The organism is Mucilaginibacter gossypii, from assembly GCF_017569325.2.
GTDB classification, from domain to species: domain Bacteria; phylum Bacteroidota; class Bacteroidia; order Sphingobacteriales; family Sphingobacteriaceae; genus Mucilaginibacter; species Mucilaginibacter gossypii.
This window is the reverse complement of the sequence record NZ_CP071878.2, coordinates 7,060,892-7,076,758: the sequence shown is the minus strand read 5'-3', so window position 1 is coordinate 7,076,758 and position 15,867 is coordinate 7,060,892. Positions and strand designations below refer to the sequence as shown.

Here is a 15,867-nt window from a genome sequence, read left to right as displayed (position 1 = left end):
AACTATGCAAGTCGCTCTGTAAAGTTCGCGATTGCTTCGTTCCTCGCAATGACATGTATTAATTGACATGTACGATTACGTAAAAGCTATACATATCATTTTTGTGGTCTGCTGGATGGCGGGGTTATTTTATAGCGTACGTTTATTTATTTATCATACTGAAGCCCAGGATAAGCCCGAGCCGGATCGTACTATATTGTCTAAACAATTCGAAATCATTGAACGCAAGTTGTGGAATATCATAACTATCCCCTCAATGTACCTTACTATAGCAGCTGGCACAACGATGCTTATCCTCAAGCCAATTTGGCTTCAATTTGGATGGATGCATATCAAACTGACCTTTGTTGTGGCTTTAGTGATCTATCATTTCATCTGCCAAAATAAAATAAAACAGATGCGTAACGGCGTATTCAAATGGACATCCATTCAACTCCGCTTGTGGAATGAAGTTGCTACCATTTTTCTGTTCGCCATTGTTTTTCTTGTGGTGCTTAAGAGCGCTTTGAATTGGATCTTTGGTGTTGTTGGCTTGGTATCGCTGGCTGTGATATTAATGATAGCGGTTAAGATTTATAAAAGATATAGGGAGAAGAAGTAACTCTTAAGTGAAGTTCATTACTTTTAAAGATGAATGTGCTGCGATGAAATAAAAATCCCTATCGTCATTTAAAAGGATTACTTTATTTTTTATAGCGTAAACAGCAATGAGACAATCGTTTGGTTTACGTACAGTAATGCCTCTTTTTCTTAAATCACGGTATAAGCTTGCGGCTTCAGTAGCGGCTACATAAGGATCTCCTTTTAGTTTAGTCATACTATCAAAATAAGATTTAATCTTCTTTACTTCGGCTTCTGAGACTACACCTTGTAAAATCTCTTGCATTATCGTAGGACAAGTTGCCACTACCATATTTGCCAAATTATTCCTTAAAAATTTACTTGAATCTGTTTCAATTCCTTTGAAAAAATTGACCCATACGGATGTATCTACCAAAATAATATCCATTATTCAAAAGCCTTATCATCGAGTTCAACCTTCCCCCATAATTCAGCAAGCTTCTTTTGATTTTCAATTGTAACATATAACTTCAAAGCTTCTTCAATTACTGCTTTCTTTGTTTTTATATTACCCAATTTCTGAGCTTTAGCGATTAGCTCATCATTAATATCTACATTCGTTCTCATACACATAAATTTTAATAAATATACACAAAAACCATCAAATAAAATATCTATTCTTACATTCTCTTTATACCTCATTCTTGCGTTAAAACTAATTACCAAAATATTTCCATCACCATGCAACCATTTACATCACTCTGCCATCTTACTTATAAATGATGTTTTTGGAACCTAAATATACCATTCACCACCTGATAGACCGCTGCCGGGCCGGCGAGCGGAAGGCGCAGGAACTGCTTTACAAACAGTTTGCCTCAAAAATGCTGGGGGTGTGTATGCGCTATGCCACCGACCGCATGGAGGCCGAAGATATGTTGCATAATGGCTTTATAAGGGTTTTCCACAAAATGGATGATTACCGGGGCGATGGTTCATTTGAGGGCTGGGTTAGGCGCATCATGGTTCACAGTTCAATTGAATACTATCGCAAACATCATAAAATGATGCAGATAATTGATATTGACGAGGCAGGGCATGAGCCATCGGTTAATCCAATAGCAGCGGCCAACCTGGATGCAAAGGTGCTGATGGGCATGATACAGCAGCTGGCACCAGGATACCGGATAGTATTTAACCTTTACGCGCTGGAAGGCTATTCGCACAAAGAGATAGCGGAGATTGTAGGCATTACCGAGGGTGCCTCTAAATCACAGCTGTCAAGGGCTCGTACAATATTGAAAGAACAAATTGCTAAAATAGAGGGCAAAAGTTATGGATATGCAGGATAAGGAACTGGACAGGCTGTTTCAACAAAAGCTTGATGACCTGGAAATACAACCGTCGGCCCATGTATGGCAGGGCATCAACGCCGAATTAAACGCCGGCAGGCGTAAAGGAATATTATTGCCTTTGCTAAGCGCAGCAGCAGGTGTTATATTAGTGATCACCGCAGGTATCCTGTTTATCCCTAAACAAAGAGTTAAACATAATGACCATCCAACAGAAATAGTTAAAACCCATCAACCGGTAAAACAATCCGTTGCAGTTACAGTTGAGCCTGTGGTACCTCCAACCCCGGCGCAAAACAAAGTACCCGCAAATCCGGTTATAGCACCTGTTAATACTATAGCGCAACTTAATAAAACCAAAATAAAAAGCAATTTGACACCATCTGTATCACAGCCGGTAAATCCTATCCCCTCACCTGTAACCGCCCATACAGATGAACCATTATTAGCAAATGCCCCTGCCGCAGATTATCCTGTTGTTAACGCCGCAGCCCCGGATACAGCAGCCAGGATCAGCCCGAAATCAACCATCATTGCCAGCGACAACACTCAGCCGGTATTGATAGCCCAGGTACCGCCGCATGCCGTTCCTGCTACAGCAAAATCTGTAAAAAGGCACCGCATCCGCAGCCTTGGCGATGTTTTTAACGTTGTGATAGCCGCTGTTGATAAACGTAAAGACAAAGTAATTGAATTCAGTAATACCGATGAAGACGATGCCACTATTACAGGCCTGAACCTGGGCTTTATTAAAGTTAAAAAAGAGAAAGACAAATAATATCTTAGCGAACTATAGACATACCACAACATATGAAACGCCTTATTTTTACCATCACAATATGCCTTGCCGCAAGCTTTGGTTTTGCTCAAAGCACACCTGCCGATTCTGCACAAAACACCACCGATACCACTACACATAAAAAGCATGTTAAAGTAAAACTTGGCTTTGGCGATGACGTAACCCAGGTTAACATTAATAATGATGAGCCTGATACCACCTATCACGCACACAAAGCGCCGGGCTTTTCATTCGGGGTAACCTTTTCGAGGATCGACCTTGGTTTTGCTACGCTGATTGACAACGGGAGCTTTACTTTATCCGACAAAAACAAATTTTTAAGCTACCGCCAGTGGAAAACAAGCAACTTTGGCTTTGACGTACTGCAATTTGGTTATCGCTTTAACAGTGCTTTCAAAATCTATGTATCCGGCGGTTTCGACTGGACCCATATCCGCTTACGTAATGATATCACCATACAGCGTAACGCGCCGGTGCTCACCTACGTTCAGGACAGTATCCACTTCAGCAAAAACCGTTTTTCATCAACCTACCTTCGCATACCGCTATCGTTCTATTACCGCAGCCATGAAGATGACCGGGGGAATTATTTCAGGTTAGTTGCCGGTCCGGAGATTGGCATCTTGCTTAACGGCCGCGTAAAACAAATCAGTGAGGAAAATGGCAAGCAAAAATTTAACGACGACTATCATTTTGCCAAACTGCGCAAAGGCGTGTTTGTACGCATGGGGTACGGCATCATGGGTCTTTATGCCAAGTATTACTTCAACGATATGTTTGAAAACAGCCCGGATCAAAAAGGCTTGAGAAACTTCTCGTTTGGATTGACTTTTGGCTTTTAAACAGAACCCTGATTTTAAGGATTACAGGATGACCATGATAGATGGATGACTTGCCATCCTGTAATCCTTAAATCAGGCAAATCATGGTTCAGAATCATGGTTCAAACGTTTATCTTTGCCCTTGATGTCAGAGATTCCTTTTTTGCAGGCAGTTGCCATAAGTAAAATATTCCCGGGAAAGCAGCAGGCCGGTGTTAAAAAAACCGGGCTCATTATTGAGCCGGGCAAAATCACCGCCATTATTGGCGAAAGTGGCAGCGGTAAAAGCACTTTACTACGCTTGTTATATGGATTGCTCTCACCCGATGAAGGCACCGTTTACTTTAAAGGTGAACGCATTTGGGGCCCTGAAGAAAAGCTGATCCCCGGTCATGATGCCATGAAAATGGTAACCCAGCATACCGATGATCTTAACCTGTTTGCCAAAGTTTGGGATAACGTGGCTGCTATGCTGCCGGCAACAGATCTCAAAGCCAAACAGGAGAAAACTGAAAGGGTGCTTAAACAGCTCAACATGTTTGCCATGGCCGATAAGCGGGTGGCCGACCTGAGCGGCGGCGAAAAGCAACGCGTAGCCATTGCAAGGGCCATCATTACCCATCCGCAGGTACTACTGCTCGATGAGCCTTTTAACCAGGTTGATACTTCATTCAGAGAAGGTTTACAGCATGATATCAGGCAGATAGTTAAAGAAATTGGATTAACTGTGATCATGGTATCCCATGACCCGGCCGAAGTACTATCGATGGCAGATGAGCTCATTGTTATAAACAAAGGAGAAATTGTTGAGCATGGCAATCCCAAGGCTCTATACAAACATCCCAAATCTCTTTATACGGCCCAATTGCTCACCAATTGCAACGTACTAACCGCTCATGAAGCCCGTTTTTGCGGCATTGACATAACCAAAGAATATGCGGTTGTTTATCCTGAGCAAATCAAAATTAAATTGATAGCGGCAACCAAAAGCTGGGTTGTTAAGCAGGTGTTATTTAAAGGTTTTTATGAGGATCTGATCCTTAGGCATGAAGATATTACCCTACGGGTTTTGAGCGAGGAAACCGGAAAGTATGCCGAGGGAGATTTGGTAGCGGTAAGGGTAGAGAAGTATTTGGAGTATTAGTGGCAAAAGCATAAACATCTTCTTTCCAAAGTGTTTTCCGCAGCAGATCAGCTTCGGGCGAAAACGTGCAGAACAATGTTGGTAAGTGCGGCCGCAGGGGCATAGCAAGTTTTTGCAGAAGCGGGGCGAGTGCGAACCGGGGCAAAATAATTGCAGCCCGTGGTTCTGCTCATTTTGCAGGGAAGGCCGTGCAATGGGCACATACACGCGGCAGAGCGCAAAGAAGCCTCTCTGCTGCAAGCCTTTTTGGTTACTTTTGTGGCGACAAAAGTAACTGGGGCCGCGCGGCCAGGAGCGCGACGATGTAAGTTCAATACAACAACAGCCGTTACCTGCCTCTGGGCGATTGCTTCGTTCCTCGCAATAACATGGAGGAGAAGTCATTTTACCTCTGCCAACTTTAGCTGCAGAACATCATATTTTAAAAAAACAAACCGGCGCCATACCTCGCGTTGACAACCGGTTTTTAAACGTATATTTAAAAAAATCTTAATTCCTTAAATTAAGGCTCAACATTACCAGGTTTTTACTTTCAACATAGGCAGTGCGCTCGTTCAACCTGTCAAGGACCTGATCAAGCGCCATACGGGTCTTTTTCTTTTTAATGTTGAGCTTACTGTAAACTGTTTCTTCGTATATCAGCTCATTGTTATCGTTATAAAACTTAATGGTTTGCACGCGGGGCAAATTAATATTGTGTTCAACTACCCAAAAACCGCGTACGTTTGTTATTTTATTTTGAGCCTGCACCGCAGCTGCTGCAAATGCCAGGATACAAACTGTGATAATTAACTTTTTCATGGTGTTATTTTTAATATAAACTAAAAATAAGGGCCCGTAAAATGGCATGAAAATAGCGTAGGCACACAACCCGCCAGTTACGATTAACCGCATTTTAATACGACAAATAAACATCCAACCTGAAAAATGCACCGAAGTAGCCTTACTCCAGGTAGTTCGTCATCAAATGATTGCAGTTTGTCGCACTTTTATCCTAAAAGCCGCCCAATTAAACTGTTTTACAGTAAATTAGCTATATGAATACCGGTTTCGATCTCCTGCTCAATAATATAAAGCTGCCGCGCTTTTGGCAGCACGTGATATTTTGGGTATTTGTATCGTTTTTTATCACGACGCTTTATTCGTTCCAGACCAATTTTTGGGTATCCTTACGCAATAACCTTTTGTACATGCCCATACAAATTGCGTATTACTATGCCATTGCCTACTGGCTGGTGCCCAAATACGTTTTTGAAAAGCGATATGTGATGTTTTTCATGATGCTGATACCGCTTGTTTTTGCATGCATGTTTATCAGCCGTACAATAGGGATCTTTTTTGTTGCCCCTTATCTGATTCGGGTAATGCATGTTACAGATGCCGGTTACATCGCCTCCACCCAACGTCCGTTTTTTGAGCAGTTAACAGATGGGCAAAGCCTGGTAAATTCATTTAAAGGGACTAACCTGTTTACTGGGTTTGTACTTGCTATTAAACTTTTTAAAATGTGGTATGAGCGCAAGCAGGCGGCATTAGAAGCCGAACTCAACGCGTTGAAAGCCCAGGTACATCCGCATTTTTTATTTAATACACTTAATAACCTTTATTCGTTAAGTCTTAACAATTCGCCCAAATCGCCGCAGGCCATAATTGGCCTGTCGGACCTGCTGCGCTATATGCTTTATGAATGCTCAGATAACGAAGTGCTTTTGGAGAAGGAAGTATTTATGATGCAGCAATATGTAAAGCTCGAAAAACTTCGCTATGAAGACCGCATCGACATTAACTTTACCATTACCGGTAATTTGAAAGATAAAACTATAGCCCCGCTGCTCATTTTACCTTTTATCGAAAATGCTTTTAAACACGGCACCAGCGAGCAGGTAGGCGCTACCTGGATCAATATTGATATAAGTGTTACACTAAACCACTTCAAGTTAAAAGTAGCCAACAGCAAGCCCGAACATCCTGTTGAAGAAGGCTATACACCGGGGCATATCGGGCTAAAGAACGTAACCAAAAGGCTCAACCTGCTGTACCCTCATACCTCACGGCTGAAGATCGTGAACGAAGAAGATACCTTTTTTGTAGCGCTTGACCTCGACCTGAAAATCATAAAACAATCTGCTGTACAACAAATGGTAACCGCATGAAAATCCGCACACTTATAGTCGACGATGAGCCGCATGCCATTGAGGTATTGAAAAACTATCTTGCGCGCTTTAGCGAGATGGAGGTTACCGCTACCTGCAATGATGGTATTGAAGCATTTCGCCTCTTGCAACAAAAACCTATCGATTTGATGTTCCTGGATATTCAGATGCCGGGAATAAAAGGTACCGACCTGCTGAAAAGCTTCAAGAACCCGCCTAAAGTAATTTTCACCACCGCCTACAGCGAATACGCCCTTGATGGTTTTGAGCTCAACGCGGTTGATTACCTTTTAAAGCCTATCTCTTTTGAGCGTTTCCTGCGGGCGGTCGACAAGATTTATCAGCTAAACGAGCATAAGGGCAAACTCCTGATTTCCCATGAAGAGCCTGTAAGTGATACCCATACGTTCATTTATCTTAAAGTAGACCGCAAAACAATTAAGGTTAATATCAATGATATTTTATGGATAGAAAGCCTGCGCGATTATGTTAAAGTAGTGGCCGTAAATAACCAGGTTCACATTACCAGGCAAAAGATCAGCTTGCTCGAAGAAATGCTTCCTGAGAGCAGGTTTGTACGCATCCACCGGTCGTTTATAGTGGCGTTAAACAAAATAGATTCTTTCTATGCCTATAGTATGGATGTTGCCGGGCATGAGCTGCCTATCGGGCGTAATTATAAGCAGGATGTACAGAAAAAGCTAAAGAGTGAACGGTTGCAGATGGGGTGATAAAACCTTAAAATATTACAAATGTTCGCTCTTTTTCATTCCCTCCCCCGGGAGGGGTGCGGCTGGTAAGCGTAGTGGCAGGGAGGGGTTTATACGCTTTGCTATTTAATAGGCACTATTTAAGAACCCCCTCCCTACACCCTCCCAGGGGAGGGAATCGCACCAATCCCACGCTTTTTCTTATTCCTTTTGAACAGCTATTCCTACGCAACCCACCAGTCATTTACCAAATTCAATTCATCTTTTGCACGGGTAACGGCAGTGTACCACCATTTGCAAAGTTCATAGTATGGTGAACCGTACATGCTTTTATCTAAAAAGAGGTAAACATTGTTCCACTCGCCACCCTGGGCTTTATGACAGGTTACAGCATAGCCGTACGAAACTTTAAGGCAGTTGAGATAAGGGTCTTCGCGCATGGCTTCCCTATACTGTTCACTTTTTTGAGAAATGCCTTTTGCCTTCATCTGGTCATTAAAATCGATGATCAGCGCTTTGGATTGATCGTTAGTGAGATTTCCCTTTAAGCTTTCAAGCGCATCTAAAGAAAGCAGCATCTTAAACTCCTTCCCCGAAGCCAGCGCGGTAACCAACACTTTTTGAAATTTCATGCCCAGCTTTTGTTCGGTTTCTTCAAGCTCATTTACAATTACAAAATCGCCGTTGGTTAGCGGTACCGAATAATTATTTTGTGTTACCAGCAACACATCACCAACCTGCAGGGGCACATATCCCGAACCAAAAAGTTCGCGTCGCATATCCCGGTTTATCATTTGAACTTTTTTATTGCTGCGTGCTATGGCCAGGCAACTATTGGGGCCGGCTGCCTTATAATTTGCCGCGTACAGGTTAAACATAACATCATCTGTAGGGTGAAGTTTTACGTTATTAAGATTTGATGCCGGGATCTTTGGAAATTTGATGCGCTCCCGGCTTTCGCTCATGGTGCGGATAGCTCCTGCCAAAACCAAAATATCATTGTCATCTTTATTACGTTCTATTTTTGAGAGTTTAACAGATACCGGGAAACGCTGATTTTTAGCCAGCCAGTCTGTATCAAGCGCTGGGCTAAAGCTTTGCCCTACGGGTGGCAACTGGCAGGGGTCGCCGACAAAAATAATCTTGCTCTTGTTAGCTACCTGGAAAAAATCCTGAAGCAGGATTCCCGAGCCAAAAACCGCGAAGCCATTGCCTTCAGTCAACGTGCCTGAAAGCATCGAAGCCTCATCAACAATATAAATGGTGGTTTCGGCATCGGCAGTGCGGGTTGAAAACTGCATGGTCATTTGTCCGGCCATACGTGGCGCCGAACTTTCGGCCAGTGTTTCCTCGTCAAGGCCATCTATCTTATCAAAATTATATAATTCGCCATGAACTGTTGAGGCGGAGAAACCCGTTTTACCCCTTAAAACGGTGGCCGCCCTGCCTGTGGCTGCCAGCATGCAAAACTTCCTTTCCTTTTCTTTCAGCCATTGTGCAATGTGCTGCATCAAAAAAGTTTTACCGGTACCGGCATAACCCTTCAACACAAAAACATCTGTAGCGGGATGATCAAGAAATTTTTGAATTGCCTTGAAAGCAGCTTTTTGATCTGTATTTAAAGTAATGGGCACAGAGATTCTTCTTTAATCAACAGGCACAAAGTCCGCAAACATGTTTCCGGCCTCCTTCAGTGTATTAAGCGGAACATAATCACAAACTTCAGCATATTCGCCCCACATTTGCTGCACTGCTTTATTATGATGGGCATTTGCAATGGCTTCGGCACTCAGCCATTCAAAAACTTCAATAATGGTGCCATCGGCTGCTTTCATGATGATTGATTCACGATCGGTTACCAGCCCCTCCTGTTTAAGGCGGGGTACATGCGTTTTCATGAGTTGCTTCAATGCCTCCTGTTTGCCCGGTTTGGGTTTATAGGCAACAATTACAATCTGTCCCATAGGCTTCCGTTTATTGTGAATGCAATTTACAAAAAAACTTTACCGCTTTTAAATAGCTGTACCCTTTGAAACGTAATCAAAAAAAGCTGTCATTTCGACCGTAGGGAGAAATCTTACACGCCCTCCTTAGCAAACTTGCATGTCCGTCATGCATCGCGTATAAGATTTCTCTTTCGCCCTAACGCTCCACCTCCCCGCTCAATCGAAATGACAATTTTTCTTTCAATATTATTCCCCCTCGGGAAAATCAGCACCTATGGTAGTTGCCTCCCAGGTATCAAAATCCTTTTGCAGTTCCTGCAGCTTATTTCGGGCACCTCTTAGGGCTGCTTTGCCCAATAACAAACGTAATGGCGGGTTTTCTGCCTCCACCGCATCAACAATAGCTTTGGCAGCACGTTCCGGATCGCCGGGTTGTTTGCCGCTGTAGCCACGGATATTGTTTTTGTTGGTACCTGCGGTTTCTTTATAATCGTCGATAACGATTTTACTGTTATTAGCAGAGCGGCCTGCCCAATCGGTGCGGAAGCCGCTTGGCGCAATTACCGTAACTTTAATACCCAGGTGTTTGGTTTCTTTAGCTAATGCCTCAGAATAGCCATCCACAGCAAATTTAGTTGCATTGTAAAACCCAACTGCAGGGAATGCTACCAGGCCACCAATGGATGCTACATTGACCACATGCCCGCTTTTCTGCGCACGCATAACCGGCAAAACAGCTTTAGTCATGTTGGCAAGACCGAAGAAGTTAATCTCGAACATACGCCTTACTTCCTCCTCTTCGCTCTCCTCAATAGCGCCAAAATAGCCGATGCCGGCATTGTTAACCAATACATCAACAGTACCAAATTTTTGTGTAATTGTCTCAACTGCCGATTTGATCTCATCAGCTTTTGTCACATCAAGCTTCAGAGCTATTGCTGTTTCAGGATAACCGTCAACGATATCTTTTATGTCATCTGTATTGCGCGCTGCAACACCGGCTCTATAACCTAATTGCAAAACAAGCTTTGCCAATTCCCTGCCAAAACCGGTTGAGCAACCAGTTATTAACCATACTTTATTTTTCATGATAGTTTGTGTTTGATATTGTAAAATAACGGTGTTGTATTCAATTGTTTGTCAGTTGAAGTTCATTGTTGCATAAGCTGGCAATTATTAATTATTTTTATGTCAAATTAATAAAAATGCTACACCTGAACCCTAAATTAATTCTCTCAATTGCTTTTCTAGTTAGTACATGTATTTTGGCTTCGTGTTCTAAAAGCGGCGGAGATCCCACGCCCCCTAAAACAGATCCCCCTGCATTAATAGTAAGTTCGATCAATGTAAATGAAGGCCCGTTTAATACCCTTGTCGAAATTACGGGTACCGGCTTCAGCACAACCTTAACTGATGACAAGGTGTTTTTTAACGATAAAGAGGGTATTGTAAAAACGGCGACAGCAACTAAACTTACCGCAACTGTACCTGTAGGAGCAGGAAGCGGAATTATAAAAGTTACTGTAAATGGCAAAACCATCGTAGGCCCCTCTTTTACCTATTTGTTAACACCGGTAACAACTACAATTGCAGGCAGCGGTACAGCGGGAGCAAATGATGCAGATGGTACCTTGGCAAGTTTTAATGGACCAATTGGCATAGTGATTGACAATGATGGCAATTTATATGTTGCCGATTCAAAAAACAATAAGATCAGGAAAATAAGCACCACCGGAACGGTAAGCACTTTTGCAGGAAGCGGTACTGCGGGGCTGGTAAACGGCATTGGTGCAGTAGCTTGCTTTAATCACCCGGATGCATTAACCATAGATAATGCAGGGAACATTTATGTTGCCGATGAATTAAACCACGTAATACGAAAAATTACTCCTACAGCCTCGGTAAGTACTTTTGCCGGCAGCGGTGCTTATGGCCTTACAAATGGCTCGCTTACATTGGCTACTTTTAAAAACCCCACAGGGATCAGTATAGACGGCTTGGGCAATTTTTATGTTGCCGACCCGCAAAATAATGTGATCAGGAAAATTGATAATACCGGTATGGTAAGCACTTTTGCCGGAAACTCGATATCAGCACTAACAGATGGTACTGGAACAGCGGCAAGTTTCAATTTGCCGGTAAGTGTGGCTACAGATAAAAACGGGAATGTTTTTGTTGCCGACCTGTTAAATCAACGCATCCGGAAAATAACTCCCGCTGCTGTAGTTACAACGGTTGCAACAACCGGTGTACGTAACACCACTTTTGACGGTATTGACGCGATAAGTTTAGACGCCGCGGGTAATTTATACGTTAGCGCAAACTCCTCGTTGATAAAAGTTAACAAGGATAACGTTACTAACTTAGTGGCCGGCGGCTTGGCTGATGCCGAAGGCCATGTAGTTGATAAAAGCGGCAATATTTTTATAGCCGATACAAGGAATAATAAAATCCTGAAGATATCATTGCAATAAACAAGTTTTGTATTGCAGCCTTTAAGCTTCTATAAGGTTTCGTAAAGTCTGGAATTAAAGATAATCAAACGAAAACCGGCGATGAACTAACGCTCATCGCCGGTTTTTTTGTTTCCCCTTTTAGGGGGGAGATCCAGAGAGGCTATTTTTTCCAAACGTTATTTTCAGGATTGTAATCCGGTAATACTTTATCAGGATCGTAAGTAACCGATTCAATTTCTTCGGTTGATGGATATTTAAATGTCCATGACGCATAACGCTCCCAAATTTCAACCGGCAGTTTTACGCGGTCAACTTTACCACCTTTGGTTTTAACTTCCAGGATAACCGGCATTGCCATTTTACCCAGGTTATCTAAAGTGATCAGCGAGCCTTTGGTTGGATCGTTATCAACATATTTTACATCGCTTACAGCAACATCCAAACGCCAGTCGTTCAGGAACCAACCTCTCCAAAACCATTGCAGGTTTTCGCCGCTTGCATTTTCCATCGTGCGGAAAAAGTCGTCGGGAGTTGGGTGTTTAAATGCCCAGCGGTTAATGTAGGTTTTAAAGGCGAAATCAAAACGCTCCGGGCCTAAGATCTGCTCGCGCAGCAATACTAAACCGGCACTTGGCTTTGAGTAAAGCAGGGTACCAGTGTTTCTCTCTTTTAAGTTAGCCGGCTGGCTCATAACAGGCTCAAGATCGGGCCTGGTAAAGAAAGCACCGATAGTGTGCATATCCGGCACGCGGGTATTTTTGTATTCGCCGTTATTAAAGTTAGTTGTCGATAGCGTATTGATAAACGTATTAAAACCCTCGTCCATCCAGCCGTACATGCGCTCGTTTGAGCCTACGATCATCGGGAACCAGGTATGACCAAATTCATGATCGTTTACACCCCAAAGACTTGCCTTTTTAGCTTTCGCTCCGCAGAAAACAATGCCTGGATATTCCATACCACCCACTATACCTGCAACCGCAGTAGCAGCAGGATAAGGGAACTCGAACCATTTTGATGAGTTATACTCAATAGATTTTTTAACGTACTCTGTTGAACGGCCCCAGGCATCGTTGCCGTCGCTTTCAACCGGGTAGGCAGATATGGCAGTTGATTTTTTACCGCTTGGCAGGTCCATTTTGGCAGCATCGATAATAAATGCTGCAGATGAAGCCCATGAAGCATCACGGGCATTCTTGATTTTAAAGTGCCAGGTTAACTGGGTTTTACCGGCAGGGCGCGATTTTGGATCGGTAACTTCAGCAGCCGAGCGGATGATGACAGTGCTTTCGCTTTTTTCGGCAGCTGCCCAGCGTTTCAATTGCTCAGGGGTATATACTTCCTGCGGGTTTAATAATTCGCCGGATGCTACAACAATATGGTTGGCAGGTGCAGTGATGTTCAGGTCAAAATCACCGTATTCCAGGTAAAACTCACCCGGGCCGCTATACGGCAGGGTGTTCCAGCCCATTACGTCGTCATACACACATACGCGTGGATACCATTGCGCAATAGTATAAACTTTACCATTTTTGGTTTGCAGATAGCCCATACGGTCCGACCCATAATTTGGCGACACAAATGAGTATTCAATTTTCAGTTTAGCCTGTCCGCCGTTCGCGGCAATTTCTTTTGGAAGGAAAACCTGCATCCTGGTATCGGTGATCAGGAATTTAACGTCGACATATTCGCCTTTCAAACCAGCAACTTTTACCGATTTAATTTTATAACCGGCATCAAACGCCTCGCCGCGGCCCCAGTTACGGCTACCTGCCGGGGGAACGATGGCTGTACCTCTTGAATCGAGCTTAAACAGATTCTGATCCAACTGCATCCACATAAAGCCCAATGTTTGCGGACTGTTATTGGTATACGTTAAAACTTCCGAGCCGGTAATTTCGTTGGTTTGATCATTCAGTTTGGCAGCCAGCTGGTAGTCTGCACGGTTTTGCCAGTATTTATATCCTGGCTCGCCACTCGCTGCGCGGAACTCGGTACCATTTTTAGTATAAAAACCGGGACCAAAAGTTTCGTGATAATCGTAAACAGAACCGGCGGGGGCTGTTGTGGTGTTAGGCGCTGGCTGCTGGGCGTAACTCACGCTTGCGGCCAACATAAAGGCAAGGCTGCAACCTGCCATCAGTTTTAGTTTCATGTTCAGTCAAATAAATTGCGTAAAGGAACAAGTATACTACAAATTAGGGAGATGCAAAAGATTGGTAAAACGATTGTTACCGATTTATTAAATAATTAAATTCATGCTTAGAAGCTATATATCAGATAGATTAAAAATATCAGCATTCCAATACATAATTTATGTTTTATGTTTACGTTTGTGAATTAATAAACGAAAAACTCCGCTTATTAAATAACCATCCTTATTTATGATAACATCTAATTACCCATGGATTGAGTCCCCATTTTTTTACAAGATCCTGGAAACAAAAAACCTAACCGCTGAAGAAAAAAAATTGTGCATCGATTATCATGAAAATGGCTTCACAACGTTAAGTAATTTTTTCCCTGCAACCTTGATTGATAAAGTTCAACAAGAAACAGAAAAAAAAGCCTTTGATGCCAACTTTCCATTAAAAAATTATCGTGATAAACAAAGGGTTCAGGACTTTTGGGAGGTTTCAGAGGCATGCCGTGACTTAGCTTCTTATCCTCCTGTTCTTAAACTACTTGAATTGTTTTACGGCAGAAAACCGATCCCGTTTCAAACATTAAATTTTAGTGTAGGAACACAACAAAGGGCTCATTCGGATACTATACACTTCAGTTCCTTACCTGCAAAATTCATGTGCGGTGTATGGGTTGCATTGGAGGACATAACAGAAGAAAATGGTCCATTATTCTATTATCCTGGCTCCCACCAGCTGCCCGAATACAATTTTTCCCAAATCAAAGCAAGTGCTGATAGCAACAACTATGGCGACTACAAAGAATATGAGGACTTTATAGAAGAAGTAATAGAAGTAAGCTCATTTGAAAAGAAAATATTTCATGCAAAAAAGGGGGATGTTTTAATTTGGTCGAGCAATATATTACATGGAGGTATGCCGGTTTTGAAAGCAGGTTCATCAAGATGGTCACAGGTAACACATTACTTTTTTGAGGATTGTTATTATTATACACCAATGTTAAGCAATATGGTTACTGATGAACTTTTCTTAAGACATAATTTAACCAACATTGCAACAGGCGAAAAAGCTGAACCAAATTATAATGGCCAAAAACTTAACTATTTAAAGATTAATAAAACCCAGTATATATTTAACACCACCGACAACAGAAAGGGCCTAATTAAGTTATTATTCAAAGCTTTGTTCAAGAAAAAACGATAATTTAAGCAGTAACGGCCTTGTTAATATTGAAACTAAAGTGACATACTACTTTGCTAAACCAATTTTAAAAATCCATTTCATTGCATAATAGTAGTGCAATGAAATGGATTTAGGATATCTCCTGAGGGCTCCCTTACTTCCCCAAAAAATGATCGGCATAAACCTTCTCATCAAAACCGAAGAAAAGGAAACCGTTATCCTCAATAACCGGGCGTTTGATCATACTGGTTTTTTGCTGTAATAATTGCAGCGCGTCGGCGTTGGTTTTGATGCTTTCTTTAACTGCAGGGTCAAGTTGTTTCCATGTGAGGCCTTGTTTGTTCAAAAACTTTTCGTAACCTGCTTTGGTATCCCATTCCTGCAATTTTTCGGCGCTTACACCCAGCTTTTTGAAATCCTGGAAATCGTAAGCTACCTTATTTTCTTTAAGCCAATCGAGGGCTTTTTTTACTGTATTGCAATTGGTTATTCCGTAAACTTTCATGGGGGTAAATTTACGGATTTCGATATATCATGAGCAGGGACTATTTCAACTCGCCTGTTGTTTTATAATATGGCGATAAAAAACAAAAAGAGGC

17 protein-coding genes are annotated in these 15,867 nt (G+C 42.4%); 9 read left to right on the top strand and 8 right to left on the bottom strand.

Annotated features, from left to right (window positions below):
* Positions 1 to 67: 67 nt before the first annotated feature.
* Positions 68 to 601, top strand: coding sequence for a protoporphyrinogen oxidase HemJ (hemJ, locus tag J3L18_RS30550; RefSeq protein ID WP_129569135.1), 534 nt, complete (start codon positions 68 to 70; stop codon positions 599 to 601).
* Positions 602 to 604: 3 nt separating this feature from the next.
* Here hemJ and vapC read toward each other — a convergent pair whose 3' ends face one another.
* On the bottom strand, positions 605 to 1,009 hold the full coding sequence (gene vapC, locus J3L18_RS30545; RefSeq protein ID WP_091165528.1) for a type II toxin-antitoxin system VapC family toxin: 405 nt from the start codon (positions 1,007 to 1,009) through the stop codon (positions 605 to 607).
* Positions 1,009 to 1,263, bottom strand: a complete 255-nt coding sequence (locus tag J3L18_RS30540; protein ID WP_208102359.1) for a type II toxin-antitoxin system VapB family antitoxin — start codon at positions 1,261 to 1,263, stop codon at positions 1,009 to 1,011. Before J3L18_RS30540 ends, vapC begins: the two co-directional genes overlap by 1 nt.
* Positions 1,264 to 1,340: 77 nt before the next feature.
* On the opposite strand from J3L18_RS30540, the gene J3L18_RS30535 reads away from it, so the two are divergent.
* From J3L18_RS30535 to J3L18_RS30520, 4 genes are all read left to right on the top strand, one after another.
* Positions 1,341 to 1,913, top strand: coding sequence for an RNA polymerase sigma factor (locus tag J3L18_RS30535; protein ID WP_375339173.1), 573 nt, complete (start codon positions 1,341 to 1,343; stop codon positions 1,911 to 1,913).
* The gene (locus tag J3L18_RS30530) at positions 1,903 to 2,691 is read left to right on the top strand and encodes a hypothetical protein (protein ID WP_208102360.1); all 789 of its coding nucleotides are present in this window, start codon (positions 1,903 to 1,905) and stop codon (positions 2,689 to 2,691) included. Before J3L18_RS30535 ends, J3L18_RS30530 begins: the two co-directional genes overlap by 11 nt.
* Positions 2,692 to 2,723: 32 nt before the next feature.
* A complete protein-coding gene (locus J3L18_RS30525; RefSeq protein WP_091165522.1) occupies positions 2,724 to 3,554 on the top strand; it encodes an outer membrane beta-barrel protein in 831 nt (276 codons plus the stop codon).
* Positions 3,555 to 3,678: 124 nt separating this feature from the next.
* A complete protein-coding gene (locus J3L18_RS30520; RefSeq protein WP_129569137.1) occupies positions 3,679 to 4,677 on the top strand; it encodes an ABC transporter ATP-binding protein in 999 nt (332 codons plus the stop codon).
* Positions 4,678 to 5,166: 489 nt separating this feature from the next.
* On the opposite strand, the gene J3L18_RS30515 is transcribed toward J3L18_RS30520, so the two are convergent.
* Positions 5,167 to 5,478, bottom strand: a complete 312-nt coding sequence (locus J3L18_RS30515) for a hypothetical protein (RefSeq protein WP_129569138.1) — start codon at positions 5,476 to 5,478, stop codon at positions 5,167 to 5,169.
* 236 nt (positions 5,479 to 5,714) lie between these two features.
* Here J3L18_RS30515 and J3L18_RS30510 point away from each other — a divergent pair, with 236 nt between their 5' ends.
* Positions 5,715 to 6,830, top strand: a complete 1,116-nt coding sequence (locus J3L18_RS30510) for a sensor histidine kinase (RefSeq protein ID WP_129569139.1) — start codon at positions 5,715 to 5,717, stop codon at positions 6,828 to 6,830.
* Positions 6,827 to 7,561 (top strand): LytR/AlgR family response regulator transcription factor, encoded by a 735-nt coding sequence (locus J3L18_RS30505; protein ID WP_129569140.1) that lies wholly within the window; start codon positions 6,827 to 6,829, stop codon positions 7,559 to 7,561. The genes J3L18_RS30510 and J3L18_RS30505 overlap by 4 nt, the downstream gene beginning before the upstream one ends.
* Before the next feature lie 203 nt (positions 7,562 to 7,764).
* On the opposite strand, the gene J3L18_RS30500 is transcribed toward J3L18_RS30505, so the two are convergent.
* The 3 genes from J3L18_RS30500 to J3L18_RS30490 all read right to left on the bottom strand — a co-directional run bounded on the left by J3L18_RS30500 (position 7,765) and on the right by J3L18_RS30490 (position 10,575).
* On the bottom strand, positions 7,765 to 9,174 hold the full coding sequence (locus J3L18_RS30500; RefSeq protein WP_129569141.1) for an ATP-dependent DNA helicase: 1,410 nt from the start codon (positions 9,172 to 9,174) through the stop codon (positions 7,765 to 7,767).
* A gap of 12 nt (positions 9,175 to 9,186) precedes the next feature.
* A complete protein-coding gene (locus tag J3L18_RS30495; protein ID WP_129569142.1) occupies positions 9,187 to 9,504 on the bottom strand; it encodes an NIPSNAP family protein in 318 nt (105 codons plus the stop codon).
* Between the two features lie 228 nt (positions 9,505 to 9,732).
* Positions 9,733 to 10,575: an oxidoreductase gene (locus tag J3L18_RS30490; RefSeq protein ID WP_129569143.1), complete on the bottom strand. Its 843-nt coding sequence runs from the start codon at positions 10,573 to 10,575 to the stop codon at positions 9,733 to 9,735.
* A 176-nt stretch (positions 10,576 to 10,751) separates the two neighbouring features.
* Here J3L18_RS30490 and J3L18_RS30485 point away from each other — a divergent pair, with 176 nt between their 5' ends.
* Positions 10,752 to 11,960, top strand: coding sequence for an IPT/TIG domain-containing protein (locus tag J3L18_RS30485; RefSeq protein ID WP_189549177.1), 1,209 nt, complete (start codon positions 10,752 to 10,754; stop codon positions 11,958 to 11,960).
* Between the two features lie 142 nt (positions 11,961 to 12,102).
* Here the strand turns inward: J3L18_RS30485 and J3L18_RS30480 are convergent, their stop codons facing one another.
* Positions 12,103 to 14,097: a M1 family metallopeptidase gene (locus J3L18_RS30480; protein WP_129569145.1), complete on the bottom strand. Its 1,995-nt coding sequence runs from the start codon at positions 14,095 to 14,097 to the stop codon at positions 12,103 to 12,105.
* Between the two features lie 229 nt (positions 14,098 to 14,326).
* Between J3L18_RS30480 and J3L18_RS30475 the strand changes: the two genes are divergently transcribed.
* Positions 14,327 to 15,289: a phytanoyl-CoA dioxygenase family protein gene (locus J3L18_RS30475; RefSeq protein WP_129569146.1), complete on the top strand. Its 963-nt coding sequence runs from the start codon at positions 14,327 to 14,329 to the stop codon at positions 15,287 to 15,289.
* 133 nt (positions 15,290 to 15,422) lie between these two features.
* Here the strand turns inward: J3L18_RS30475 and J3L18_RS30470 are convergent, their stop codons facing one another.
* Entirely contained in the window at positions 15,423 to 15,773 is a 351-nt protein-coding gene (locus J3L18_RS30470; RefSeq protein WP_129569147.1) for a Spx/MgsR family RNA polymerase-binding regulatory protein, read from the bottom strand.
* Between the last annotated feature and the right edge of the window lie 94 nt (positions 15,774 to 15,867).

What these genes read in the sequence shown, in the direction of transcription:
- hemJ (WP_129569135.1), top strand. Translation starts at nt 68, where the DNA reads ATGTACGATTACGTAAAAGCTATACATATCATTTTTGTGGTCTGCTGG.
- vapC (WP_091165528.1), bottom strand. Translation starts at nt 1,009, where the DNA reads ATGGATATTATTTTGGTAGATACATCCGTATGGGTCAATTTTTTCAAA.
- J3L18_RS30540 (WP_208102359.1), bottom strand. Translation starts at nt 1,263, where the DNA reads ATGAGGTATAAAGAGAATGTAAGAATAGATATTTTATTTGATGGTTTT.
- J3L18_RS30535 (WP_375339173.1), top strand. Translation starts at nt 1,341, where the DNA reads ATGATGTTTTTGGAACCTAAATATACCATTCACCACCTGATAGACCGC.
- J3L18_RS30530 (WP_208102360.1), top strand. Translation starts at nt 1,903, where the DNA reads ATGCAGGATAAGGAACTGGACAGGCTGTTTCAACAAAAGCTTGATGAC.
- J3L18_RS30525 (WP_091165522.1), top strand. Translation starts at nt 2,724, where the DNA reads ATGAAACGCCTTATTTTTACCATCACAATATGCCTTGCCGCAAGCTTT.
- J3L18_RS30520 (WP_129569137.1), top strand. Translation starts at nt 3,679, where the DNA reads ATGTCAGAGATTCCTTTTTTGCAGGCAGTTGCCATAAGTAAAATATTC.
- J3L18_RS30515 (WP_129569138.1), bottom strand. Translation starts at nt 5,478, where the DNA reads ATGAAAAAGTTAATTATCACAGTTTGTATCCTGGCATTTGCAGCAGCT.
- J3L18_RS30510 (WP_129569139.1), top strand. Translation starts at nt 5,715, where the DNA reads ATGAATACCGGTTTCGATCTCCTGCTCAATAATATAAAGCTGCCGCGC.
- J3L18_RS30505 (WP_129569140.1), top strand. Translation starts at nt 6,827, where the DNA reads ATGAAAATCCGCACACTTATAGTCGACGATGAGCCGCATGCCATTGAG.
- J3L18_RS30495 (WP_129569142.1), bottom strand. Translation starts at nt 9,504, where the DNA reads ATGGGACAGATTGTAATTGTTGCCTATAAACCCAAACCGGGCAAACAG.
- J3L18_RS30490 (WP_129569143.1), bottom strand. Translation starts at nt 10,575, where the DNA reads ATGAAAAATAAAGTATGGTTAATAACTGGTTGCTCAACCGGTTTTGGC.
- J3L18_RS30480 (WP_129569145.1), bottom strand. Translation starts at nt 14,097, where the DNA reads ATGAAACTAAAACTGATGGCAGGTTGCAGCCTTGCCTTTATGTTGGCC.
- J3L18_RS30475 (WP_129569146.1), top strand. Translation starts at nt 14,327, where the DNA reads ATGATAACATCTAATTACCCATGGATTGAGTCCCCATTTTTTTACAAG.
- J3L18_RS30470 (WP_129569147.1), bottom strand. Translation starts at nt 15,773, where the DNA reads ATGAAAGTTTACGGAATAACCAATTGCAATACAGTAAAAAAAGCCCTC.